Below are 22,907 nucleotides of genomic sequence, written 5' to 3' on the forward strand. Positions count from 1 at the left end.
GACTCGCTCAGGCGGGTGCCCCGGGTAGGCGGATCGTCAGCAGTGCGCCACCTTCGGGCGCCCGGCCGGCGTAGGCATCACCGCCGTGCCGTTGCGCGGCCTGCTTCACGATCGACAGTCCGAGCCCCGAACCGGGCAGCGTGCGCGCTTCCGACGAACGGTAGAACCGGTCGAACACCCTGGGGAGATCGGCTTCGGCGATGCCCGGCCCCGAATCCGCGACCTCGACGACCGCGCTGCCGTCGCCAAGCGGGCGCATCCGGACCCGGACCGTCGAGCCGGGCGGCGAGAACTTCACCGCGTTGTCCAGCAGGTTCAGCACGGCGCGTTCGAGTGCGCTGTGATCTCCGGTCAGCACCCAGGGTTGCAGCGCCACATCGAACTCGATGTCGCTTGTGCGGCGCCGCGCCCGGTCCAGCGCCCGCTCGACGACCTCCACCATCTCGACCCGCTCATACTCGGTGCGGGGCTCGTCTTCCCGTGCGAGCTCGACCAGGTCACCGATCAGCTGGGTCAGCTCGTCCAGCTGCGCCGTGATGTCCGCCTCGATCTCGACTCTGTCCTTTTCGGACAGTGAGGGCGCACCGGCACGATTGGCCGAGAGCAGCAGTTCCAGGTTGGTACGCAACGAAGTCAGCGGGGTGCGCAGTTCGTGGCCGGCGTCCGCGACGAGCTGCCGCTGGCGTTCCTGCGATTCCGCGACCGTGCCGAGCATGGTATTGAAGCTCGTCGTCAGCCGGGCGAGTTCGTCGTCACCGCTGACCGGGATCGGGCGCAGATCACCGGTGCGGGTCACGTATTCCGTCGCCGCGGTCAGCCTTTCCACGGGCCTCAGGCCGGTGCGTGCGACGGCCGTGCCGGCGAGCGCGGCGACGATGATCCCGCCGCCGCCGATCAGTGCGAGCACGATCGCGAGCTGGTTGAGCGTCTGCTTCGTCGGGGTGAGCGACTGGGCGAGCACCAGTGCCTGGCCCGGTCCGTAGTGCAGCGCGACCACCCGCATGTCGGTCTTGCTGTCCGTGCGGATCGACGAGGACACGCTGCCCTGGCTGACGGCGAGTTCAGCCTGGCTGATGGGTGGCTGCATTCCCGCTTTCGGCAACGTGACCGCGCCGCTGGAGTCGAGCAGGCAGATCTGGATGTCGGTGCTGCTCAGGATCGCGCCGGGGAACTCCTGGAGCCCTTGCCGGACCTGCGGGGTCTGCGCCGCTGCGATGGCGCGGACCTGCAGGTTGTCGTCCACCTGCTGGTAGAGGTTGTTGTAGACGGTCACGTACGCGCCGATCGACACCAGTGCCATCACCACGGCGACGCAGGCCGCGGCCAGCAGGGTGACCCTGGCACGAAGCGACATGCGGCGGCGGGGTTTGCGCTCCGTACCTTCGCCGACATCGACGACGGCCACCGGTTCGGTCATGGTCTGACTCACGGTGGGGTTTCCCGCAGGACGTAGCCGACCCCGCGAACGGTGTGGATCAGCCGAGGCTCCCCGCCGGCCTCGGTCTTGCGCCGCAGGTACCCGACATACACCTCGAGCGCGTTGCCGGAGGTCGGGAAGTCGTAGCCCCAGACTTCCTCCAGAATGCGGCTGCGGGTCAGCACGTGCTTCGGGTACGACAGGAACAGTTCGAGTAGCGCGAACTCGGTGCGGGTGAGGCTGATGTCACGCTCACCACGGCGGACCTCGCGCGTGCCGGGGTCCAACGTCAGGTCGGCGAAAGTGAGCTGCTCGGCGTTGGGACCGGGCTGGTTGTCCGGCGCGGCGCGGCGCAGCAGCGCGCGCAGGCGAGCGAGAAGCTCCTCCAGCGCGAAGGGTTTCGGCAGGTAGTCGTCGGCGCCGGCGTCGAGACCGGACACCCGGTCGGACACCGTGTCGCGGGCGGTCAGGACCAGAATCGGCAGGTCATCGCCGGTGCTGCGCAGCCGGCGAGCGACCTCGAGACCGTCGAGCCGGGGCATCATGACGTCGAGGATCATCGCGTCGGGCCGGTCGGCGATGACGCGTTCCAGTGCCTGCGCGCCGTCACCGGCGAGTTCCACCTCGTAGCCGTTGAACTCCAGAGAGCGGCGCAGGGACTCCCTGACCGCCCGATCGTCGTCGACAACGAGAATGCGCATGTGGACAGTGTTACTGACCGTGCTGAGACTCGCCTAAGAACTCAGAGTTGATCGAGCAGCCCACCCCGGTAGGCGAGCAACGCGGCTTGCACCCGGTTCGCGGCTCCGATCTTGGACAGGACCGCGGAAACGTAGCCTTTGACCGTCGCTTCGGACAGGTGGAGTTTGCCCCCGATCTCGGCGTTGGACAGACCCTGCCCGATGAGCGCGACGACCTCGCGTTCACGCTCCGAGAGGCTGGCCAGGAGCTTGCGGGCAGGCTGGGCGGCGCGCTGGCCCTCACGGTGCGCGCGCACCATGCGGGCGGCGACGCCGGGGTCGAGCACCGCCCCGCCGCGCGCGAGGTCGCGGACCGCGCGCAGGAGGGCGGCGGGCTCGATGTCCTTGAGCAGGAACCCGTTGGCACCGAGACGCAGGGCGAGACTGACGTACTCGTCCATGTCGAATGTGGTGAGCATCGCCACCGTCGGCGGCGACGGAAGGGCGAGGATGCCGCGGAGCGCGCGGATCCCGTCGTCGGGGCCGCGCATCTTGATGTCGAGCAGCACCACGTCGGGATGCACCCGGCGCGCGGTTTCCACCGCCGAGCGCCCGTCACTGGCCTCGCCGACGACCTCGATGTCCGGCGCGCCCCCCATCATCCCGCGCAGACTCGATCGAACCAGCTCTTCGTCGTCCGCGAACACCAGCTTGATCAACGGGCCCTCCGGAGTTCGGTGGAGCGGGGTTTCCGCATCCCATTACGGAATGTTACCCACTGGTAGCGGTAGAGTCGACAAAGTTGGCCCGTTTGTCCACCTTGCCTTCCGAGCCACATCGGGCAACCGATAGGCTGTGCATGCCAGCCCTCGTAGCTCAGGGGATAGAGCACCGCTCTCCTAAAGCGGGTGTCGCAAGTTCGAATCTTGCCGGGGGCACATTGATGATCCATATGTGCTCGTTGAACAATTCGGTCAGCCAGCGCGGTCGTCGATGGCTTCTCCGGCATGACGTGTCGTCTCCTCCACGGTCACTCCAGACGCTCCGCCCCGTTGACGCCCTTGTCGGAGAGATGGAGACTGGCGGAGAGTGCCAGGAGGGTCCAATGGCTTGGAACTTGGCCGGTAGTTACAGCGAAACCTGCTCGTGCGAGCTCATGTGCCCATGCAACATGTCATTCGACCATGGGGCCACCTACGACTACTGCCGCGTGACTCTCGCCTTCAACATTCGTGAAGGAAAGGTCGAGGGCACGGACATCGCCGGGCGCAAGGTCGTGCTTATCGCCGATACCCCGAAGGTGATGACCGAGGGCAACTGGCGGGTCGGGGTGTTCATCGACGACGGCGCCACGGACGCGCAGTTCGACCAACTTGTCCAGGTCTTCAGTGGCCAGTTGGGTGGACCCATGGCCGGGCTGGCCCCACTCATCGGTGAGATGCTGGGCGTTCAGCGCGCGGCAATCGATCTCCGGGATGACGGCTTGCTCCACAGCGTCCACGTGGACGACGTGATCGACTTCGAGATCGAGGACATCGTTCCGTTCGGTGTGGAGTCCGGTGAGCCGGTGAGGTTCTCGGGGATGTTCCACCCGGTGGGGTCGGATCTGACCATGGCCGAGGCGAAGAGGACCCGGATCAGCGCCTTCGGCATCGAGTACGAGGGGAAGACGGGCTTGTCGAAGTCGGACTTCTCGTGGGCCGCCTGAGGGGAATCACCGACGTCGAGTCGCCTCCCGGCTCGGGTCCAGGTCCCGCTTTCGCCGCTAGCCGCACCCGGTTGGGCTTGGTCGTCGTCCTCCTCGCGCTCGCTGCTGTCGGATGGTGGTGGACGGTCCGGGAGACGCGCGGCATGGACAACGGGCCGTGGTCGAGCCCGGGGACATTCGGCTGGTTCCTCGGGGTCTGGGTCGTAATGATGGCGGCGATGATGTTCCCGTCGGTCTCTCCGACAGTTGCGTTGTACTCGCGCATGAGCAACTCGCGGTGGCTGCCCTTGGCCTTCACCACCGGATACCTCACCACGTGGACCGGCGCCGGCGTCATTGCCTTCATGATCGGTGTAGCCGGGCGACATGCAGCGGGCAAAGACCTCGCCTGGGACCACGCCGGGCGCTACATCGCCGGAGCAACACTCATCGCCGCCGCCGTCTACGAGTTGACCCCCCTCAAGAACGCCTGCCTGGGCAGGTGCCGAAGTCCGCTCGGCACGCTTCTCGGGTCGTGGCGCGACGGATGGACCGGGGCACTTCGAATGGGAGCCGTCAACGGCGCGTGGTGTGTCGGCTGCTGCTGGGCTCTGATGGCGTCGCTCTTCGCGTTGGGCGTCATGAGTGTCACCTGGATGGCAGTCGTCGCTGGACTCATCGCGCTCGAGAAGGTCATTCCGTGGCGCAGCGCGGCGATCTATGGAACGACACTCATCCTCGTCGTACTGGGCGTGCTCGTACTCGCCGCCCCAGAGGCACTACCCGGTTTTAACGTTCCGGGTGACCCTCAGATGGTGATGACAACGATGGGGTCCTGAGGAATCCAGACTTGGCGTGGAAACGACCGTGAGGCGGGCCCACGTGGCGTCGGTTGGCGCGACCCTGCTGGCCGCGCGGACGTGTCAAGCGAGAAGCCTTGGCACCCGCTCGTTGGCAGCGGCGGCGTCTCGGAGAGGCGAAGGTTCAGTTCACTTGCTTGGTGCGACCTGCCCAGAAGGGCTCACGCAGCAGGAACTTCTGGAGCTTCCCAGTTGCGGTGCGTTCCAGGTTCTCCCGAAACTCGATGCGCTTCGGGCACTTGTACCCAGCGAGTCGTTCACGACAGTGCCGCATCAGTTCTCCTTCGCCCGCGGCGTTGTCGGCAACGACGAGCGCCATCACCAGCTCGCCCCAGGTCTGGTCGGGAATTCCGATGACTGCCGCTTCGCGGACAGACGGATGTGACAGGAGCACATCCTCCACTTCGATCGACGAGACATTTTCGCCGCCTGAGACGATGACGTCCTTCTTGCGATCGATGATCGTCAGGTACCCATCCTCGATCAGACCTCCGTCGCCGGAGTGAAACCAACCACCCTCCTGCGCCGCCGCCGTCTCCTCCTCCATCTCCCAATAGCCGGCCATGCATTGGTTGGCTTGAGCAAGTACCTCCCCGGAGGCGTCGGTGCGCAGACGAACTCCCAAGGCCGGAGCGCCCTGCCGGCCGAGCAGCCGCGCCTGTTCATCGCGCGGCTTGTCGCACCACTCGGCTCGCATACGGTTGACGGTCAGTAGCGGTGAGGTCTCCGTCAGCCCGTAGATCTGGATGAACTCCCACCCCAATTCGTCCCTGATGCGCTCGATGAGTCTGGTCGGTGGCGGTGCCCCAGCCACGACAGCTCGCACCCGGTCGCGTCCGGGAACGACTCCCTCCCAGTCTTGCGCTGCATCGAGAACGGCCGACAGGACCGTGGGCGCGGCACACAGGAGCGTCACTCTGTGGGTGTCGATTCTTCGCAGGATCTCCGCGCCATCGACCTTCCGGAGGACTACTTGCTTCACGCCCATCGCGCTGGTCGCGTATGGCATCCCCCAGCCGTTCGCGTGGAACATGGGGAGTGTGTGCAGATAAACGTCGTCGTCGTTCACGCCAACGTGCCACCCGAATGTGGTGGCGTTGAGCCAGAGGTTGCGATGTGTCAGTACGACCCCCTTGGGCTTGGATGTCGTACCGGATGTGTAATTCACCGTTGCGGCCGCGGATTCGTCGGCTGCCCAGGGATTCGGCTCACCTGTCCTGTTCCATATGTCGTCGTCGTTTTCGCCAAAGACGACGGTGCGCTCTGACATTTCGGAACTGACGAGATGTGCCAGCTCCGGGTCTACGAAGACCAATTCAGCACCGGACTGCTCGAGGATGTAGTCGACCTCAGGACGAGCAAGGCGAAAGTTGACCGGAACCAGGACCCGCCCCCAACACGACACTCCGAAGAAGGAGATGAGGAGCCGAGCTGAGTTCTGAGAGAGGACGGCCACACGAGCTCCGACTGGAATGCCCATGTCATCGAGCGCGATTGCCTGGGAGCGGGCGAGCCGATCGACATCCCGATACGTCAGGGTGCCCAGCGATGGTGCGGGTTGGTCAGGTTCATCGACAACCGCGACGCGCTCGGGGTAGACCGTGACGGCGCGATCGAGGAAGTCCTTGACCGTAAGCGGGAACTCCATGTTCGTACTCCTGGTTCGTACCTGCGAGGAACCTCGTGATGCCGCTGTTTACGCTGGGGTCCGAGCTTGGTAGATGTCAGCGTCCTGGGCGGGCTGGTACCTGTCGACGACCGTTGATCGCTGCGTCCCCAGTCCGGTGACTTCCAGGGTGACGACGTCGCCGGGCTTGAGAGGCGAGTGGGCCTCGAGACCCTCGTTGCCCCACGCCTCGGCCAGGCAGCCGCCACCGGCCGTGCCGGAGCCGAAGACGTCGCCAGGGCGAACCTCGGTCCCTCGCGAGGCGTAGGCGATCATCTGCCCGTAGCTGAACGCCATATTGGACCAGGTGTCGCTACCGATGAGTTCGTCATTCACGTAAGCCCGCATGGGAAGGTTGAATGCGTTTCCGCGACGAAAGGGTTCCAGCTCGTCGGGCGTCACGAACCAGGGACCCATGGTGGTGGCCGAGTCCTTGCCCTTCGACGGCCCCAGACGCACGGTCATCTCCTTGAACTGGACGGAGCGGGCAGACCAGTCGTTCAAGATCATGTAGCCGGCGATGAGTTCTTCGGCTTCGGCGACGCTCAGGTCGCGTCCTGCTCCCCCGATCACCGCTGCGACCTCGAGCTCGAAGTCGAACATCGTCTCGCCGGGCGGGATCTGCACGTCGTCGTAGGCGCCCAAGGTGGCGTACGGGTTGGTGAAGTAGAAGATGGGCGCGGCGTACCAGCGCTCCGGCACCCCGGCCTCGGGGTCGGCCAGCCGGATCGCGCCCTGGACGTGCTGCTCGAAGGTCATGTAGTCGCGAACAGTCGGTGGCGTCGGGATAGGCGCCAGGACTTCAAGCCCCTCGACGGCCAGTTCCTCGTCCAATCTCGTCAAGGCGTCCTCACCGGCTCGGCGAAGCGCGACCCCGCCTTCCTGGAGAAGACCCAATAGCGTGACGCCTTCAGGAAGGGTGTACACCTTGTCGCCGGCGGCGACGGTCAGTCGCTCTATGCCGTTGTGCAAGACGGTCATGAATCGCATGTGGTGTCCTAGTCGATCGAGTCGGTCAAACTGAGGTCGCGAGGAGCGCCTGGTTGTACTGCACTGCGTCTTCGAACGCCGCGAAAAGGTCGAACTTCCAATCCGAGATCTCTGCGTAGGCACGGTGCAGGTTGAGCACGACACGCTCGGCATCAGGGAGCGTCGCGAAGTCGCCGAGCTCGGTGCGCTTGGCCGCCTCGAGCGGCGAGAGTCCTGATGCGATTCCGCTCTCGGCTGCGGATTGGATCAGCCGGTAGTAGTTGCGGTGCGACTCCAGAACCGTCTGGAGTTCTTGGCGCTCGAGTACCTCTCCGTGGCCAGGGACGATCACGCTTGCGTCGAACTCAGCCATCCAGTCCAGGCAGCGAAGCGCGCCGTCGAGTGACCCCATGAAGACCAAGGGCGTCACATCGTGAAACAGCAGGTCACCTGTAAACAGCACCCCGGCTGTCGGGACGAATGCAACCGAGTCGCCGGTGGTGTGTGCGGCATAGCCGGGATGAACGACATGTACTTCGGTGCTTCCGCTGTGAAGGACCAGTCGGTCCTCGTAGGTGACCGAAGGAAGCCGCTTCGTGACGTTTCCCCAGTCCGGAGGCGGGCTCCAGAATGGCGGGCACGCGTCAATAATGGTGTCCTCCGCCAACCCGGCCCGCATCTGCGAGTGGCCGACGATGCTCGTAGTGCTCGGGAGCAGGCTGTTGCCGTGCGTGTGGTCCCCGTGCAAGTGGGTGTTCACGGCGAATCGAATCGGTGATTCGGGCCGCACAGCGTTTACCTGTTCCAGGAGCCGGCGGGTGCGCACTTCGGTGGCGCAGGTGTCGATGAGTATGTCGCCGTCGTCACCCGCGACCAGACCAGCGTTGTTGATCCACCACGAACCGTCACCCTGCGTCCAAGCCCACACCCTCGGCGCAACCTCGGAAAGGGCGCCATCCCCAATTTCGGATTGAGTGCTCAATTGCGTTTCCTTCGTTTCGTCACGACTGCCGGCGATTCCCGAACGGCGTGGCCCTCAACCGCTGCGCCGTGCTTGCACGTCGATTGCCGCGGCGATCAGGATGATGCTGCCGTAGACGATGTTTCCGTAGAGCGGATCCAGGTCGAGGAGGTTGAACCCGTTCTCGATAAGCGCAAGGAAGAGAACACCGACAACGGTTCTCCATACCGCTCCGTCACCGCCCCGGATACTGGTTCCGCCTACCACGACAGCCGCGATGCTGATCAGCACGAGGTTCGATCCGGCCGTGACCGGTACGCTGCCTGACTGTGACGCCGACAGAATTCCGGCGATTGCCGCTCCGAGTCCGCTGATGACGAACGTCGCCATCCGAATTCCGGTGACCGAGACACCTGAGAGTTGAGCAGCGAGGGCGTTGCCGCCGGCCGCGTACATGTATCGGCCGTAGATCGTCCGCGCCAGCAGGTAGCCGAGCAAGACTACCCAGCCGATGAACACCCAGGTCATCAGATCGAGCCCGAGAAATTGTCGAGCTGACAGGGTGATGAAATCGACGTTGGTGGTGTTGGAAGTCCGCCCACCGGTGACGACGAGAATGACGCCGCCCATGACCAAGCTCGAGGCGAGCGTTGCGATGAAGGAGTTCACTCCGAACTTCGTGACAATAACGCCGTTCACCGTGCCCAGCAGCATTCCGGTGAGCATGCCGGCGGCAATTCCCAGTATCAGCGGATGATTCTCGACCACCCTCACCGTCACGATTGCCGAGGCGGCGAACATCGCTCCCACCGATAGGTCGAAGTTGCCCGCCACGATCAGGAGCGTTGCCGCGCATGCCATGATGCCCAAGATTGCTGACTGGCTGGCAACATTCCGCAGGTTGAGGACCGTGAGGAAGTTGTCGGCGGCGATGGACAGGTAGACGAAGAGCGCGACCGCCAACAGGAGGACGGCGTACTCACGGACTACCTTGGCCAGCGAGCCACTTCGTGACCCGGTCCGGCCGGTCGACGCGATGTCGATCTCCTGACTAGTCGTCACGATGCCACCGCCGTTCCGAACGCGTGTCCGAGGATCACGTCCGCGGACAGCGATCCGTCTGCATCTGCAACCTCACCCACTATCTGACCCCTTCTCATGACCAAAACGCGGTTCGCCAACCCGATGACCTCTTCGAGTTCTGACGAGATGATCAGGACGGCCATGCCCTGCCGCGCCATTTCGGATATGAGCTCGTAAATTCGTGCCCTCGCGCCAACATCGACACCCTGACTCGGCTCGTCCGCGATGAAGATCTTCGGCGAGGTCATGAGCCATTTCGCGAACATGACCTTCTGCTGATTCCCACCGGAAAGTGTTCCCACGGCTGCGTTCGCGGCCGATGCTCGTACGCCGACCTTCGCCAGCATTTCGTTGGCGGAGTCCCGCTCCTCGCGTCTGCGAACTCGCGTCAGGGCAGCAAGGCGGCGCAACCGCGGAAGACTGACGTTCTCGGTCACCGAGCGTTCCAGCATGAGTCCGAGCTCCTTGCGGTTCTCGGGAAGCATGGCGATACCAGCGTTGATTGCTCGTCGCACCGAGTTGATTCGAATGGTCTCACCATTGATCTGGATGGTGCCATCGTGGGGGTCAGCGCCAAAGATCGCGCGGGCCAGCTCACTGCGGCCACTCCCGACAAGACCGGCGACACCGAGGATCTCGCCTGGCCAGATCTCGAGGCTGATGCTTTCAAGACCCGACGCGGAACCGAGATCCAAGACGCGCAATGCGGGCGTCCCCCTGCGGTCCGGCGTGATCTTTGCCGGGTATTCCGAGGCAAGGCTCTGTCCCGTCATCGAGGTGACGAGGGAATCGGGTGTCTCGTTTCCCGCGGAACCGGTTCGCACGTATCTCCCATCGCGGAGAACCGTGATGTTGTCGCAGACCGCCAAGACTTCGTCGAGATGATGCGACACGAACACAATCGTTCGACCCTCCGCGGCCAGACGGCGGGTCGCGGCGACAAGCTGCCGTGCCTCGTCGGAACTCAGTGCGGCCGTCGGTTCGTCCATGACGATGAGTCGTGCGTCGCGGGCGACTGCCCGGAGAATCTCTGCCTTCTGCTGTTCACTCTTGCGGAGCGCCCCCAGCCGAGCGTTCGGGTCGAGCGAAAACCCGACTTGCTCACTCAACTCGAGGAATCGCTTCCGCAACTGCTTCCGGTTTACTGCAATTCCACGCCGGGGCTCCTGCCCGAGCATTACGTTCTCGGCGACTGTCAGGTAGGGCACTACAGCGAGTTCCTGCGCCACGATCGAGATGCCGTGCGCCAGAGCTTCTGCGGTGCTTCGAAGCCGGATCGGCTTGCCATCGACCATTATCTCGCCGGCGTCCGGGGCAACCACGCCGGCGATGATCTTGCCCAACGTCGACTTGCCGGCGCCGTTCTCGCCACACAGGCCGCGAATCTCCCCCGGCTCAACGGTGAGCGATACGCCTTTGAGTGCATGGATCGCGCCGTACCGCTTCTCGACCTCGTTGACGGTGAGAGCCAACCCCCGGCCCGTAGCTGAGGGCTGGCTGCTCGCAGTTCCGACGAACGTGTTCACTGCGTGTACTCACCCTTGAAGCCCGGGAAGTCCTGGAGGTTCTTCTGGGTCATGGCGAGCGGAAGGCCCGCCGCCTGCAGGGGATTGACCGAGGTGGGAATCTGCTTCCCGTGCACGGCATCCGCCGTGAGGCCCAGCGCGATCTTCATCTCCGTGGCGGGCAGATTGATCGTCGAACCGTAAATCTCACCGCGCCGCATAGCCGCCATGACTTCCTCACTGCCTCCGGCCGTCGCGATCAGGACGTCCTTGCCGGGCACCAGTCCCTGCGCCTTCAGCGCGGTGATCGCTCCCGACGTTCCCTGCGTCGCGTACGACAGGATGAGGTCGAGCCCGGGGCTCTTTTGGAGGAAGGTCTTTGTAGCCGCTACGGCCGCTCCGGTATCGGTCTCACTCGAGATCTCCCCAACGATCCTCATGTTGGGGTTCGTTTTGATCGCCGCGCTCAGCTTTTCGTCGATGATCGCGTCGCCCTGGGGGAGGCTGTTCGTGGTCCGCAGCCACCCGATCTCACACGGGTGCCTGTCGGCGCATGCCGGGATCACGATGTCGTTGATGAGGGTGTCGATCTGCGTGTCGAGCGGGACGAGGACCTGCGACAGAACACCGGGAGTCGTGGGCGCAGCGGTAGAGGTGTCGGTCCCGATAGGACCGAACATGCCGAGCACAGGAATACCTGCAGCCTTGGCCGCCGTTGCGCAAGCCACGCTCGCGGAGGGGATCGCGGAGTTCACCAAGATCGCGTTGTACTTGCCCGAAGCGATCGCGTCCTTGCACGAGGAGACGGTCTTGGCCGGGTCGAACACGGCGTCGAACATCGTCGCCTTGATCCCGAGCTTGGCCGCCTCGCTCTCCATCGCGTCATTCCCCGCGACGCAGTACGGCGCAGCGGTGCAGTTGAGTACCGCGACACTGACCTCAGCGGCAGCGTTGCCCTTGGGCGTCTTCGAATCGGGTGCACACCCGGCCAGGGCAATCGTGGACGCGAATGCCGCAATGACCACGAACTTCTTGGTCCACTGATTGATTGAGAAGTAGCTCACTGTTGCTCCTATGCATGGCGGCTATCCCCAGATCCACCCTCGCGAAAGTCGGACTGTTGTTGCATCGGTCACCGGACGCTAAGCCGGCTCTGTGACGGCAACCACACCCTGCTGGAGCCACCCACCGACCACATGCGGGTCACATAGACAGCCCCGACAGGGAGGGATCAGGCAGGAGGGACGATAGGAAGCAGCAGGTAGGAGGCATGCTGCCCGCCAGAGTGCAGGGTCACGGGCTGTCCGTATACGGCCGCTGATCGCGCGACGGGATCGTCGTGAACATTCACACCCGATCCCCGCATCTCTACGCCGTAGGCCGTCGGAAGTCCCTGACCACCGTGGTCGTAGTCGCGTCCCAGGACGCTAAGGCCGATTCGGTACCCAGCCGGGACAACGATGCATGTAGGCCAGATCTCGACGTCTACCTCGTACACCTGCCCGGGCACCAGCGGCGCCACCTTGTCGTGCGAGTGCGCCGGCCTGTGAGCGAGCGTCCGCGCCAGGTCCAGCTCCCGGTGGGACGCGCGGAGCCAGCCTTGAGATAGCGGATGCCTCGGCTCGCTGGCGCCCTCGAAAAGCACCTCGATTCCGTCAAAGTCGTAGAGATGCATCACGAGAAAGAGATCGGCGTCCTCGCTCGCAGAGGAGATGAACAACTTTGCCGCGATCGGCCCGGTGATCTCCGTTGCCTCCTGGAACGGCGGTGACATCAGCGTCACGCCTGCGCCGAAAGGCTGGTAGGAGATCGTGGACGCCTCATCCGCAGGCTCGAGCGACAGAGCATGGTCGGCAACGTCCAGGTAGTACTTGGTCCAACTGGTTCGAGCCAGCGGCCACTCGCCCTCGCCCCGAAGTTCGAAGACCTCGCCCGGGTAGCGAATGTTCAGCGACACTGCCGGCTGCTCATCGGGCCAGTCTCCTTCGCCCTTGAGGAAGTAGTCGAAGAATCGCTTCTGCAGGTCGACACCATAGGCCGAGTAGTACAGCGTCCAGTGCGCTTCTCCGTGCACCTCCAGCCACTTGTGCTCCGAGGCCGACTCGGTGAAGCCGTCGATGTTGCCCCTTAGATGCAGGGCCTGCCCACCCCAGTTGCCAGCCGACAGCACCGGCACCTCGACGCTCGAAAGATCCGCACTTCGGTCCTGCCAGTAGGAGTCGAACAGAGGGTGCTGACGAAGCTCCTCAGCCACGTCGGCACGGTTCGCCATGAGCTCGTTCTCGTCGAGATCGACATCGCCCGCTGCGAGCACTCCGAAGTGCGGGTGCCGACGGCCACGGCTGCCGACGCCGTGCTGCACCGACTCGATCTGCACCCCATAGAGGCGTGGGAAGAACGAACTTGGGATGCCGCCATGGTAGTTGGCGTCCCGGTACCAGTCCGCCACACCTTCCCAAGGACAGATCGCGGCCAGGTGCGGTGGTCGAAGGGCCGCAACCTGCCACTGATTGATGGCGTAGTAGGAGATCCCGCTGAGTCCGACCTTGCCATTGGACCAAGGCCGGCTTCCGGCCCATTCGATGCACTCGTAGTAGTCCCGGGCTTGTTGTGGCGAGAAGCAGTCAACGAAGCCGGGAGAGCGGCCAGATCCTCGGGAATCGACGCGGACCAAAACGTAGCCGAAGGGTACCCAACGTTCGGGGTCGGCAACTTCCCAGGCCAGGTGCTTGCCGGTCGTTCCTTCAAGGATCTCTGGATGTGCCTCCACCATTGCAGCGAACTGCACGGGGTAGGCCTCCTGGAAGCTCAGGTCCTTTCCGTAAGGCCCGTAGCTCATGAGCACCGGATACTGGCCTCCGCCGAGCGGACGGTAGACGTTGGCTCGCAGAACCGTTCCGTCAGACATCGCCAGGGGCACATCTCGCTCGACCCACATGCCGTCGGACTGCGAAATCTGCGCCTCTGCCTCACCGCTTCCGGCTGGGAGCGGCGGATGAGCAGTCGGGCGAGCCGGCCGAGCGGATGAAACCATGGTGACCTGTCCTTAGAGTGTGCCGAGAAAGTCGCGACGGGTCTGAAGCCGCAGATTGCGGGCTCGCATCAGCCGCCCACGCTTGTGGACCAACATCGGATCGAAAATGGAAATGCTGGGAAAAGAATCGTTTTCGACCCTGCGCAACGTAGTTCTTCATTGAGAGGGCAGCCACGCCCTGATGAGGCCACCCGCACTACTCCGCCGCTACAGGCCGCCCTGACGGCGCGGGGGAGTCTCTTGCTGCCGTCTCGCCTCGCAGAGGGATCTCAACACGCCTAGCGCCTGTTCTGCGACAGCGTTACGCGCCGAGTAAACCGTGAGGTGGCGGTCGAACGGACCCGGAAGGTGGACCGCGTCATAGAGGAGCTCGATCTGACCAGCAATGGGGTGTTCGAAGATTCGCGTGCCGAAATTTCGCCCGAGGACGTCGTGGGACGCCCATAGCCGGGCGAAGGAGTTGCTCCGCAGCGACAGATCGCCGACCAATTGCACCATCCGCTGGTCGTTCGGGTGCCGGCCGGCTCCACCCCTGAGGACCGCGACATTCTGGCGGGCGACATCGCCCCACTGCACGCACCGGGATCTGACCTGGGGATTGGTGAACACCAGCCACGAGAGATTGCGGTGGTGCGGAGGAAGCGATGCGAAGTCGATCAGCATCTCGGCCGCCATATCGTTCCAAGAAGTGATGTCCAGTCGATGGTCGACCACCAGTGCCGGGCGGTCGTTGATGGCATCGACCAGTCGCGCACCGACGCTGTCCGGCGCTCCGTCCAGGTCCGGGCTATCCGCAACACTCCCACCCCGCAGCAGCGCCGCCAGATCTTGCACGTACATCGCCTCATCGCTCGAGAGCAGAAGCGCTGAGGCGACCGACTCAAGCACCTCCAGTGACGGGTTGAGCGCCCGCCCCTGCTCGAGCTTCGTGTAGTACTCCCGGCTCACCGCAGCCTTCTCCGCAACCTCCTCACGGCGTAGGCCCTGGGTTCGCCGGCTGCCGGCGTCGCCGATGGGGCCCAGACGTTCGCGACGGGTGCGCAGGAAGTGCCCCAGCTCCTTCGCGACATCCGTTCGCTCCATCCAGTCAGTATGCACCTGACAAAACGGGTCAACCTGGGAGTTCAAGCTCATCGCGAACGCTTCTGCCACAGCCGATCGAACCCCTCCTGGCTACGCTCCAGCAGTTCCGCAGGCCGCAGTTTCCAGAGCGAGTCTGGGAAGTCATGTCCCCAGCGCCCATCGTCGGAGAAGATCTCGAGCTCGTACCAACCGGCGTACCCGCCGCGCTGCAGCGCCCCGAATATCGCGGGAAGGTCGATAACCCCTTCGCCAGGAATTCGGCGGTCGGCGAGTGAGCGAGGCGGATCCGGCCAGTCGCAAACCTGGACGAGGTAGGTCCGTCCGGCCAACTGCTCCGTGAAATGCAGAACGTCAGGAGAGTCCCAGACGTGATAGACGTCGTAACACAATCCGACATTCGGTTCGTCGACAAGGTCAATGAACTGACCTGCTTCGGACAGCGTCCGAATGAACGACGCGTCGAATCCCAGATCTCCGCGCACTACTTCGACGGCGATCCTCGTCCCCAGGTCGGCAGCAAGCCGTGCAGCATCCCGGATACCCTCGGCAGCGATGCTCCACGACTCGTCTTTCGAGTACCCGGCGTCCGATCCGGTAGTCATGACGATGCAGGCTGGCTTGAAGGCTGCGAGTCGTTCGACCGACTCACGCATCAGGCCAATACGAACGGACGGATCGTCAGGCCCCGGGTACATGACCGGGGGCCGCAGCGGCAGCGGTGCAAGGTTGGCCGGGATCCCGCCGGCGACCTTGAGGCCACTTGTCTTCAGTCGTGCCAACTGCGCCTCGTCTTCGCCCGGGCGCAGCTTTCCCTCTGCGATTCCGATACCTGATGCACCCGACGCGAGAACCAAGTCGAGGTCTTCCTCAAAACTCGTGTCGGGCATCGTCAACGGGCAGACGGAGTAGAGCGGGGTGTTGGTCATGATTCGTGGTACTCCTTGGAACGAACAACAGCACAGAAATTGATTTGAGGGCATCCGGTCAGGTGCGAAACGTCCTCAGTTGGAGTAGTCGAGCAGCACCGCAAGAGTCTCGTCGGCATGCTCGTCGATCAGCCGGTACGCGTCCGGAGCATCCCCGAACCGGACTCGGTGCGACACCAGCCGGTCGACGTCGAAGTTCGCAAGTCGATCAGTGGCGTGGACGTACCGGCGCTCCCAATCCCAGCGCGGCTGCAGCCCTGACCCGATCGAACTGACCTGGCTGCTCACGATCCGCTGACGACGGAAATGGAACTGCAAGCCGAGCTGAAGAGTCACGGGCTTGGCTCCGTAGAAGGACAGGACAGTGATCGTCCCCTCCTGGCCGGTGTTGTCGATGGCTGACTGCAGCGCGGCCGGCGCCCCGCTTGCTTCGAACCAGATGTCGTTGCCTCGCCCGCCGGAGAGCTCAGCGACCGCAGCCGCGGCCTCGTCCGGAGAAACGACCGCATCTGCACCGATCCAAGACGCGCGCTCACGGCGATTGGGCATCGGGTCGACGAGGATGAGCTTGCCGGCGGATTCACGGCACAGATGCGCAACGAAGGTGCCGATGACGCCGAGGCCCGAGACGACGACCACGTCGCCAACCCGTACCGGCGTGTCCAGAAGGGCCGTATACGCCACGCTGAACAGGTTGGTGAAAGCCGCCTGCTCCGAGCTGGCATCGCGATGGACTGGGAAAACGAGCCCCGAGGAGACTCCGCCCATGACAAACCGCGCCTGGTGGGGGTGGTACGCGAACACGCGGTCGCCGACCGAGAAGCCCGACTGGTCACCAGCCGCTTCAACCTCGCCCACGATCTGGTAGCCGAACTTGAGTGGGAACGGAAAGGTACCCCCGGTCGTGGGGAGGTCGACTGCGTCGGCCGAACCTGCATTCCCGTGGTAGACGTTCATCTCAGTGCCGGAACTCACCAGGGAAGTAACGGCGCGGACACTGATCTCCGCCGGCCCTGGCGATCCAATTCGTTCGCTGCGGAGCTCGACCGTCTGAGGGGCGACGAACCAAACGGCTCGAGCACCGTCGCCATCAGCTCCGCCAGGCACACTGGTGTTCATGTCGTAGTTCCTCTACTCGTCAGTGAGCTTCTCTCGTCTGCATACCGATTTCCTGCCGCTTTGCTGGGGATGGCTATTTGCCCGAGAGCCCGGCGTCAATGATGAGGGCCGTGCCAGTGACCCGTCGGGACTCGTCGGAGGCCAGGTAGAGGGCACCGTCGGCGAGATCCTCGGACTCGATCCACGGCACGCCGAGGGGGTGCGTCTTCGCGAGGATGTCGAGCATTCCCTTCCGTCGCACCTCCGGAGGCGCGTCCTCTTGTCCGGGTGTGAACAGGGCCCACATGACCTCGTTGTCCATCATCAGCGTGTTGACCGCCGTGGGCTGCAGGGTGTTGACACGGATACCGTGGGGTCCGAGTTCGAGCGCGAGTTCCTTGCACATGCCAATCAGGCCGTGCTTGGTGGCCGAGTAGTGGGCCATGTTCCCGACTCCGCCGGCGACCACACCGGAGGTGGTGAAGATGAGGGAGCCACCCTTGCCGGCCTCGATCATGGACGGAATGACTGCCTTCGCTACGCGCCAGGTTCCCGTCAGGTTGATGTCGATCTGCGTCTGCCAGTCCGCCTCGGTGATCTCCCACCCAGGCGCCAGCAACGTCACTCCGGCGTTGCCTACCAGCACATCGATATGGCCGAATGCTTGCAACCCATCGGCGATGATCTTGTCGACGTCGTCGCTGTTGCGCACGTCGCCCTGGTGTGCGACGACACGACGACCGATGCGCGAGACCATCTCGATTGTCTCGGCGAAATCCTCTTCCGTTGCCCCTGGGTACCGCACGCCCGGGATCGGTCGACAGATGTCGAGCATGATGATGTCGGCACCCTCCTCGGCCAGTCGCTTCGCGTGCGCTCGCCCCTGACCACGTGCCGCACCGGTGATCAGTGCTACCTTGCCGTCCACTCGTCCCATGAACACAGACCTTTCGTCGGGCCGCGCCGTCGGCCCCTCGTGATGTTGGGCATGAGCCTATGAGCGAGGTGTGACGCCAGGCACACCCTGTTAGAGCCACCCACAACCAACAGGTCTGTGGTCGACGAAGGTCCAGGCTTCCGCTCAGGCGATCAGAGGACGAGCACGAGTTTGCCGCCGGGCCGGCGGGACTGGCTGAGCTTGGCCGCCTCCTGGATCTGGTCGAGCGGGTAGGTGCGCGCGACCGCTACGGCCAGGATCCCTTGCCGGCCGCCGGGCGAACTCGTCCATCTGGTCGTAGCGCATCCCGATTTGGGTGACCCGGGTACCCAGCTCGGCCGCGGCGGCGAAGTCGGAGACGGTGAGGACGTGGTCCGGGTCCCCGGTCAGCTCGACCAGCGTCGGTAGCGAGCCGCCCGCGGGGCCGGCCTGGTCGGCGCGGTCGATCCGGCCGCCGGTCGGGGCCGTGCCCAAGCCGCCATCAATGCGTACTCGGCGGCCCCGGCCGTTGGCCCGTCCCAGGTCGCCGGGCCGAACACACGTTCGCCGATTTCGATGCCGGTAACGCCCTCCGGCGCCGGTTTCGGGACATCGCGGAGCACGATCACGTCCGGGGAGCCGAACCGGTCGAACTGAAGGGCCTTCATGACGATCTCCTGGAATGATGACAGCATCTGTTGTCATATCCTCGCGGGTATGCCGAGATGGGAGTCCGACGCACAAGGCCGGCTCGAGCGCGCGGCGCTTGAGCTGTTCGAGACGCAGGGGTTCGAACGCACCACGGTCGCGCAGGTCGCGCGGACCGCCGGTCTGACCGAGCGCTCCTTCTACCGCTACTTCCCCGACAAACGGGAAGTCCTCCACGCCGACCAGGAGCTCGAGGCCCACCTCGTCGCCGGCGTCGAGGCGGCCGACCCGGGCCTCACACCGATCGAGGCACTGCTGACCGCACTCGGGACCGCTGACGAGGTCTTTCGCTCTCGGGAGATCCTGCTGCGCCGGGTCAAGGTGATCGCCGCCAGCCCGGCACTGGCGAGCGTGACCTGATCAAGCTCGCCAACCTCGCCGACGCGCTGACGCGGGCCCTCGAGGGCCGCGGCGTCGAGACCGGCCAGGCACGTTTCATCGTCGGCGTGGTGATAGCGATCTCGCGGCGCGCCATGTCGCGCTGGCTGGCCGACCCGGACGCGCCCTTCACCGAGCTCGTCGCCCAGGCCGCCGCCGAGCTACACGAGGGGGTCGCGCCGCTAGCGGCGGTGCGCTGATTCCGCCGCAAAAGTCGGATCGAAGTGCCCCATCCGATCAACTGGACTTCTGTGCGCGGGCTTGTGTCCGTGGTGCGGGCTCCCGGGTGAGGGCGGCCATGGCGCGCTGGGCGTGCCGGACCATCAGGGCTTCGGCGGTGTCCGCATCGTGGGCGCGCAGGGCTTTGACCAGTTGCCGGTGTTGTCCGTAGCGCTCGTGCGCCCGGAAGGCCGGGTCGTCGAGGCGGTCGATGGTGCGGCGGACCCGTTCGTGGTGGTCGAGGGTGCGGACCTGGGGCAGCAGCCTGGTCAGTGCGGGGTTTCCGCAGGCGTGTTCCAGTTCCGCGTCGAAGGTCCGCAGCTTGCCGAGCAGTGCCTCGACGAGATCGTCGATCGGCCGGCCGTCTTCACGACGTTGCAAGAGCCGCACGACGAGGTCATCGGCCTCATCCAGGATCGCGTCCAGGGTGTCGAGTTGTTCATCGGTGGCGCGTTCGGCGGCGTAACGCGCGACGAGGCCCCGTAGCGCCGACTCGACTTCGGCTTGTTGGGTGGGGGTGGGGGCCGGACCTTCGGCCACCAGCAGGGTGCGCGGGCCGGACCGCTGCACAAGCCCATCGTGCTCGAGGCGATGGAGCGCCTCGCGGACCGGGGTCGCGCTGACCGCCAGCGCCGTCGCGAGCCCGCGTTCAGTGACGCGCATGCCAGGTGCGAGTTCGCCGAGAGCGATCGCTTCGCGGAGCCGTTCGTAAGCCTGGTCCGCCAGCGAGGTCTGCCTCAATTCTCCCAACTTGCCCACCATAAGGACATCCTAGCTGGCCATAGCGAGTTGCGTAGTGCGTCATTTTGCAACTTTGGATAGCATCCGGTGAATCTTGCTCAAGGGAGTCATCGATGTCACGACGTGCCCCCGTCCCGCCGGGGCCCATCTCGCCTACCGCCACCCCGGCTTTCAACTGGCGGGTACCCGCCCTCATCTCCCTGGCGGTGTTCGCCCAGGAGTCGACCTGGAACTTCTATGACGCCCAGGTGCCACCGCTGATACAGCACTACGTGTCGAACGCGGCCCTCATCGGCCTGCTGATGGGACTGGACAACCTGGTCGGGGTCTTCGTGCAGCCGTGGATGGGCAGCCGCTCGGACCGGACCCGGACCCGCTGGGGCCGCCGGATTCCCTACCTCGTCGTCGGTGCGCCGATCGCCGCGGTGCTGTTCTCCCTGGTGCCGTTCGCGACATCGCTGCCGGTGCTGCTGCTGACGATGTTCTCCTACGGCCTGGTCGCCAACACCTACAAGCCGGTGGCCGAGGCGCTCATGCCCGACTTCGTCGCGGCCGAGCACCGCAGCAAGGCCAACGCGATCACCCGGATCGGCACCAGCCTCACGATCATCGTCTCCGCGTTGGTGAGCCTGCTGTTCGTCGACAAGAACATCAAGATCGCCTTCGCGATCCCGGCGACGATGATGGTGGTGTGCGTCGCGGTCGTCGCCCTGACCGTGAAGGAACGGGACTCGCCGGGATATCGCCAGGCGCTGGCCGACCGGGTCGACAACAAGGATGAAGCCGACCAGCTGGAAAGCCTCCGCGGGGTACTGAAAGAACTGCTGCGGGACCCCGACCGCCGTCGCCTGTGGATGATCGCAGGGGTCTTCCTGATGGCCGGGGCATGGGGCGCGTCGCGGGCGCTGATGACGACCTACGGCATCAACGTGCTCGGCATGACCGCCGGCTCCGCGGGTGGGATCGCCTTGCCCGGCGGGCTTGCAGTCATCGGCGCGGCCCTGCCGCTGGCCCTGCTGTCCGACCGGATCGGCCGGCTGCGCGTGATCCGGTGGGGCATGGTCGTGTTCATCGTCGCAATGCTGCTGGGCGCGGTCATCCGGACCCCGGCGGGCGTGATCGCCGCGACGTTGCTGGGTTCGGCGGGCTACGCGGCCTACACCGTCAACGCCGTCGTCGTCATGTGGGACCTCGCGCCCTCCCACCGCGCGATCGGCGCCTACACCGCGCTCTACGGGGTCGCCAACGCCACCGGCAACTCGCTCGGCCCCACCATCGTCGGCTCGCTGGTCACCTTCACCGGCTGGCCGTTCTTCCTGCTCGACGTCGCGGTGGTCGCCTTCATCGCATTCCTCGCCCTCACCAGGGTTTCCCGCACATCCGCCGTCGGCGTCCCCGCCGACGGCCTGGCAGAAAGCAAGTAATGACAGTGGAATTCCGCATCCTCTCCCCGACCGGGGCACTGGGCGCCGGCTTCGACGCCGACGCCTTCGAACGCGGCGTCGCCGCCCAGCCGCACGTGATCGCCTGCGACGCCGGATCGACCGACAGCGGCCCGGCCGCCCTGGGCTCCGGCATCCCGAAACTGTCCGACCAGGCCGTGACCCGGGACCTGCGCCTCCTGTTGCGCGCCCGCAACCGCCTCGACGTACCGCTGATCATCGGTTCCTGCGGGACCGCCGGGCGCGACACCGGTGTCGACCAGGTCGCCGCCATCGCCCGGACCATCGCCGCGGAGGAGGGCCTCAATTTCAAGCTCGGCCTGATCTACTCCGAACAACCAGCCCAACGGCTTCAGGAACTCTGGGACAACGGCCGGATCGCGCCGCTGGAAAACGCACCCGCCGTCGACCGCGACATCTTCGCCGCCGGACCGGTCGTCGCGATGATGGGCGTCGAACCAATCCAGCAGCTGCTGCGCGACGGCTGTGACGTCATCCTGGCCGGCCGCGCCAGCGACACCGCACTGTTCAGCGCCTACCCACACCTGCACGGCGCCGACCCCGGCCTGACCTGGCATGCCGCCAAAACCATCGAATGCGGCGCCGCCTGCGCCATCCCCCCGTCGGCGAATGGGCTCCTCGTGCACCTGCGCGACGACCACTTCGACGTCGAAACCCTGATGCCCGGCACCCGGCTCACCCCCCGCTCCGTCGCCGCGCACACCCTGTACGAAAACGGCGACCCATTCCTCGTCCGCGAACCGTCCGGAACCCTCGACACCACCGACGCCACCTACGAAGCCATCGACGAGCAGACCGTGCGGGTGCGCGGCGCCCGCTACGTCCCCGCCGAGCAGTACACGATCAAACTCGAAGGCGCCACGCTCGTCGGCTACCAGACCGTGATCATCGGCGGAGTCCGCGACAAAGTCGTCATCGACCGGCTGCCGAAACTGCTCTCACCCGCCCGCGAATACTTCGACGCGAAAATCCGCGACGTCTTCGGCGGCAGCGTCGATCCGTCCGATGTGGACATCGAATACAAACTCTACGGCGCCGGCGCCGTCCTGGGTCCGAACGAAAACACCGACACCGAGCCCGTCGAACTCGGCGTACTCATCACGATCACCGCACCGGACCAGGCCACCGCACACGCGATCAGCACCTTCGTCGCGCACGCCAGCTCCCACCTGCCGATCCCCGAATACGACGGCCTCGTGAGCACCCTGGCCTACCCGTTCTCCCCACCGGAAATCGACCGCGGCCCGCTCTACCGCTTCACCCTCAACCACGTCGTCACCGGCCCGGAACCGTCGGAACTGTTCCGCACCAGCATCGAAGAGGTCTGACATGGCAACCCTGCTCGATTACTGCTCGCTCGTCCGGTCCAAAAACGCCGGCCCCTTCACCCTCACCTTCGATTTCCTCTGCCACGACGAGGACACCTACCACGCGCTGGTGGCACTCGACGCCCTCAACGTCGACCTCTTCGCCACCATGTTCCACACCGATCCCGGAAACGTCCGGGTGGTCG

At 65.0% G+C, this 22,907-nt stretch carries 23 protein-coding genes and 1 tRNA gene; 8 read left to right on the plus strand and 16 right to left on the minus strand.

Annotated features, from left to right (window positions below; translation table 11 throughout):
• Window positions 1-7: 7 nt before the first annotated feature.
• From GKO32_RS25590 to GKO32_RS25600, 3 genes are read right to left on the minus strand one after another with little or no spacing between them, the layout of a single operon-like run.
• On the minus strand, window positions 8-1,417 hold the full coding sequence (locus GKO32_RS25590) for a sensor histidine kinase (protein ID WP_154759459.1): 1,410 nt from the start codon (window positions 1,415-1,417) through the stop codon (window positions 8-10).
• Window positions 1,418-1,425: 8 nt separating this feature from the next.
• Window positions 1,426-2,118, minus strand: coding sequence for a response regulator transcription factor (locus GKO32_RS25595; protein WP_154759460.1), 693 nt, complete (start codon window positions 2,116-2,118; stop codon window positions 1,426-1,428).
• A 41-nt stretch (window positions 2,119-2,159) separates the two neighbouring features.
• Window positions 2,160-2,816, minus strand: a complete 657-nt coding sequence (locus GKO32_RS25600; RefSeq protein ID WP_154759461.1) for a response regulator — start codon at window positions 2,814-2,816, stop codon at window positions 2,160-2,162.
• Between the two features lie 146 nt (window positions 2,817-2,962).
• On the opposite strand from GKO32_RS25600, the gene GKO32_RS25605 reads away from it, so the two are divergent.
• The 3 genes from GKO32_RS25605 (at window position 2,963) to GKO32_RS25615 (ending at window position 4,623) form a co-directional block, all read left to right on the plus strand.
• Window positions 2,963-3,035 (plus strand) — tRNA-Arg (locus tag GKO32_RS25605).
• 167 nt (window positions 3,036-3,202) lie between these two features.
• Window positions 3,203-3,805, plus strand: a complete 603-nt coding sequence (locus GKO32_RS25610) for a DUF1326 domain-containing protein (protein ID WP_281354030.1) — start codon at window positions 3,203-3,205, stop codon at window positions 3,803-3,805.
• Between the two features lie 77 nt (window positions 3,806-3,882).
• Window positions 3,883-4,623 carry a DUF2182 domain-containing protein gene (locus GKO32_RS25615; RefSeq protein ID WP_208024537.1) on the plus strand — a complete coding sequence of 247 codons (741 nt, stop codon included), beginning with the start codon at window positions 3,883-3,885 and terminating at the stop codon, window positions 4,621-4,623.
• Window positions 4,624-4,768: 145 nt separating this feature from the next.
• Here the strand turns inward: GKO32_RS25615 and GKO32_RS25620 are convergent, their stop codons facing one another.
• The 12 genes from GKO32_RS25620 to GKO32_RS38530 form a co-directional block, all read right to left on the minus strand.
• A complete protein-coding gene (locus GKO32_RS25620; RefSeq protein ID WP_154759463.1) occupies window positions 4,769-6,292 on the minus strand; it encodes an AMP-binding protein in 1,524 nt (507 codons plus the stop codon).
• A gap of 48 nt (window positions 6,293-6,340) precedes the next feature.
• A complete protein-coding gene (locus tag GKO32_RS25625) occupies window positions 6,341-7,291 on the minus strand; it encodes a fumarylacetoacetate hydrolase family protein (RefSeq protein WP_246244663.1) in 951 nt (316 codons plus the stop codon).
• A 34-nt stretch (window positions 7,292-7,325) separates the two neighbouring features.
• Complete coding sequence (locus GKO32_RS25630; protein WP_312868531.1) at window positions 7,326-8,207, minus strand: MBL fold metallo-hydrolase; 882 nt, start codon at window positions 8,205-8,207, stop codon at window positions 7,326-7,328.
• 108 nt (window positions 8,208-8,315) lie between these two features.
• Window positions 8,316-9,203, minus strand: coding sequence for an ABC transporter permease (locus GKO32_RS25635; protein WP_154759465.1), 888 nt, complete (start codon window positions 9,201-9,203; stop codon window positions 8,316-8,318).
• A 95-nt stretch (window positions 9,204-9,298) separates the two neighbouring features.
• Window positions 9,299-10,849, minus strand: a complete 1,551-nt coding sequence (locus GKO32_RS25640) for a sugar ABC transporter ATP-binding protein (RefSeq protein ID WP_208024539.1) — start codon at window positions 10,847-10,849, stop codon at window positions 9,299-9,301.
• A complete protein-coding gene (locus GKO32_RS40255; RefSeq protein WP_154759466.1) occupies window positions 10,846-11,892 on the minus strand; it encodes a sugar ABC transporter substrate-binding protein in 1,047 nt (348 codons plus the stop codon). The genes GKO32_RS25640 and GKO32_RS40255 overlap by 4 nt, the downstream gene beginning before the upstream one ends.
• A 167-nt stretch (window positions 11,893-12,059) precedes the next feature.
• Window positions 12,060-13,736: a CocE/NonD family hydrolase gene (locus GKO32_RS25650; protein WP_208024540.1), complete on the minus strand. Its 1,677-nt coding sequence runs from the start codon at window positions 13,734-13,736 to the stop codon at window positions 12,060-12,062.
• A gap of 333 nt (window positions 13,737-14,069) precedes the next feature.
• Complete coding sequence (locus tag GKO32_RS25655; protein ID WP_154759468.1) at window positions 14,070-15,014, minus strand: helix-turn-helix domain-containing protein; 945 nt, start codon at window positions 15,012-15,014, stop codon at window positions 14,070-14,072.
• Window positions 14,993-15,871, minus strand: coding sequence for a sugar phosphate isomerase/epimerase family protein (locus GKO32_RS25660; protein ID WP_166459730.1), 879 nt, complete (start codon window positions 15,869-15,871; stop codon window positions 14,993-14,995). The genes GKO32_RS25655 and GKO32_RS25660 overlap by 22 nt, the downstream gene beginning before the upstream one ends.
• A 75-nt stretch (window positions 15,872-15,946) precedes the next feature.
• Window positions 15,947-16,990: a zinc-binding dehydrogenase gene (locus tag GKO32_RS25665; RefSeq protein WP_154759470.1), complete on the minus strand. Its 1,044-nt coding sequence runs from the start codon at window positions 16,988-16,990 to the stop codon at window positions 15,947-15,949.
• Window positions 16,991-17,063: 73 nt separating this feature from the next.
• Window positions 17,064-17,906: a mycofactocin-coupled SDR family oxidoreductase gene (locus GKO32_RS25670; protein ID WP_154759471.1), complete on the minus strand. Its 843-nt coding sequence runs from the start codon at window positions 17,904-17,906 to the stop codon at window positions 17,064-17,066.
• 386 nt (window positions 17,907-18,292) lie between these two features.
• The gene (locus GKO32_RS38530) at window positions 18,293-18,553 is read right to left on the minus strand and encodes a hypothetical protein (protein ID WP_208024541.1); all 261 of its coding nucleotides are present in this window, start codon (window positions 18,551-18,553) and stop codon (window positions 18,293-18,295) included.
• Window positions 18,554-18,602: 49 nt separating this feature from the next.
• Here GKO32_RS38530 and GKO32_RS39325 point away from each other — a divergent pair, with 49 nt between their 5' ends.
• On the plus strand, window positions 18,603-18,953 hold the full coding sequence (locus GKO32_RS39325) for a TetR/AcrR family transcriptional regulator (RefSeq protein WP_246244666.1): 351 nt from the start codon (window positions 18,603-18,605) through the stop codon (window positions 18,951-18,953).
• 86 nt (window positions 18,954-19,039) lie between these two features.
• Window positions 19,040-19,171, plus strand: a complete 132-nt coding sequence (locus tag GKO32_RS39330) for a hypothetical protein (protein ID WP_312868530.1) — start codon at window positions 19,040-19,042, stop codon at window positions 19,169-19,171.
• Window positions 19,172-19,208: 37 nt separating this feature from the next.
• Here GKO32_RS39330 and GKO32_RS25685 read toward each other — a convergent pair whose 3' ends face one another.
• A complete protein-coding gene (locus tag GKO32_RS25685) occupies window positions 19,209-19,952 on the minus strand; it encodes a GntR family transcriptional regulator (protein ID WP_154759472.1) in 744 nt (247 codons plus the stop codon).
• A 92-nt stretch (window positions 19,953-20,044) separates the two neighbouring features.
• Between GKO32_RS25685 and GKO32_RS25690 the strand changes: the two genes are divergently transcribed.
• The 3 genes from GKO32_RS25690 to GKO32_RS25700 all read left to right on the plus strand — a co-directional run.
• Window positions 20,045-21,355 (plus strand): MFS transporter, encoded by a 1,311-nt coding sequence (locus GKO32_RS25690; RefSeq protein ID WP_154759473.1) that lies wholly within the window; start codon window positions 20,045-20,047, stop codon window positions 21,353-21,355.
• Window positions 21,355-22,722, plus strand: coding sequence for an acyclic terpene utilization AtuA family protein (locus GKO32_RS25695; RefSeq protein WP_154759474.1), 1,368 nt, complete (start codon window positions 21,355-21,357; stop codon window positions 22,720-22,722). Before GKO32_RS25690 ends, GKO32_RS25695 begins: the two co-directional genes overlap by 1 nt.
• Before the next feature lies 1 nt (window position 22,723).
• Window positions 22,724-22,907 (plus strand): DUF4387 family protein (locus GKO32_RS25700; protein WP_154759475.1); only part of this gene is annotated, 184 nt, incomplete at its 3' end.

The sequence above is a fragment of the Amycolatopsis pithecellobii genome (assembly GCF_009707865.1).
In the GTDB taxonomy this organism is placed as follows: domain Bacteria; phylum Actinomycetota; class Actinomycetes; order Mycobacteriales; family Pseudonocardiaceae; genus Amycolatopsis_E; species Amycolatopsis_E pithecellobii.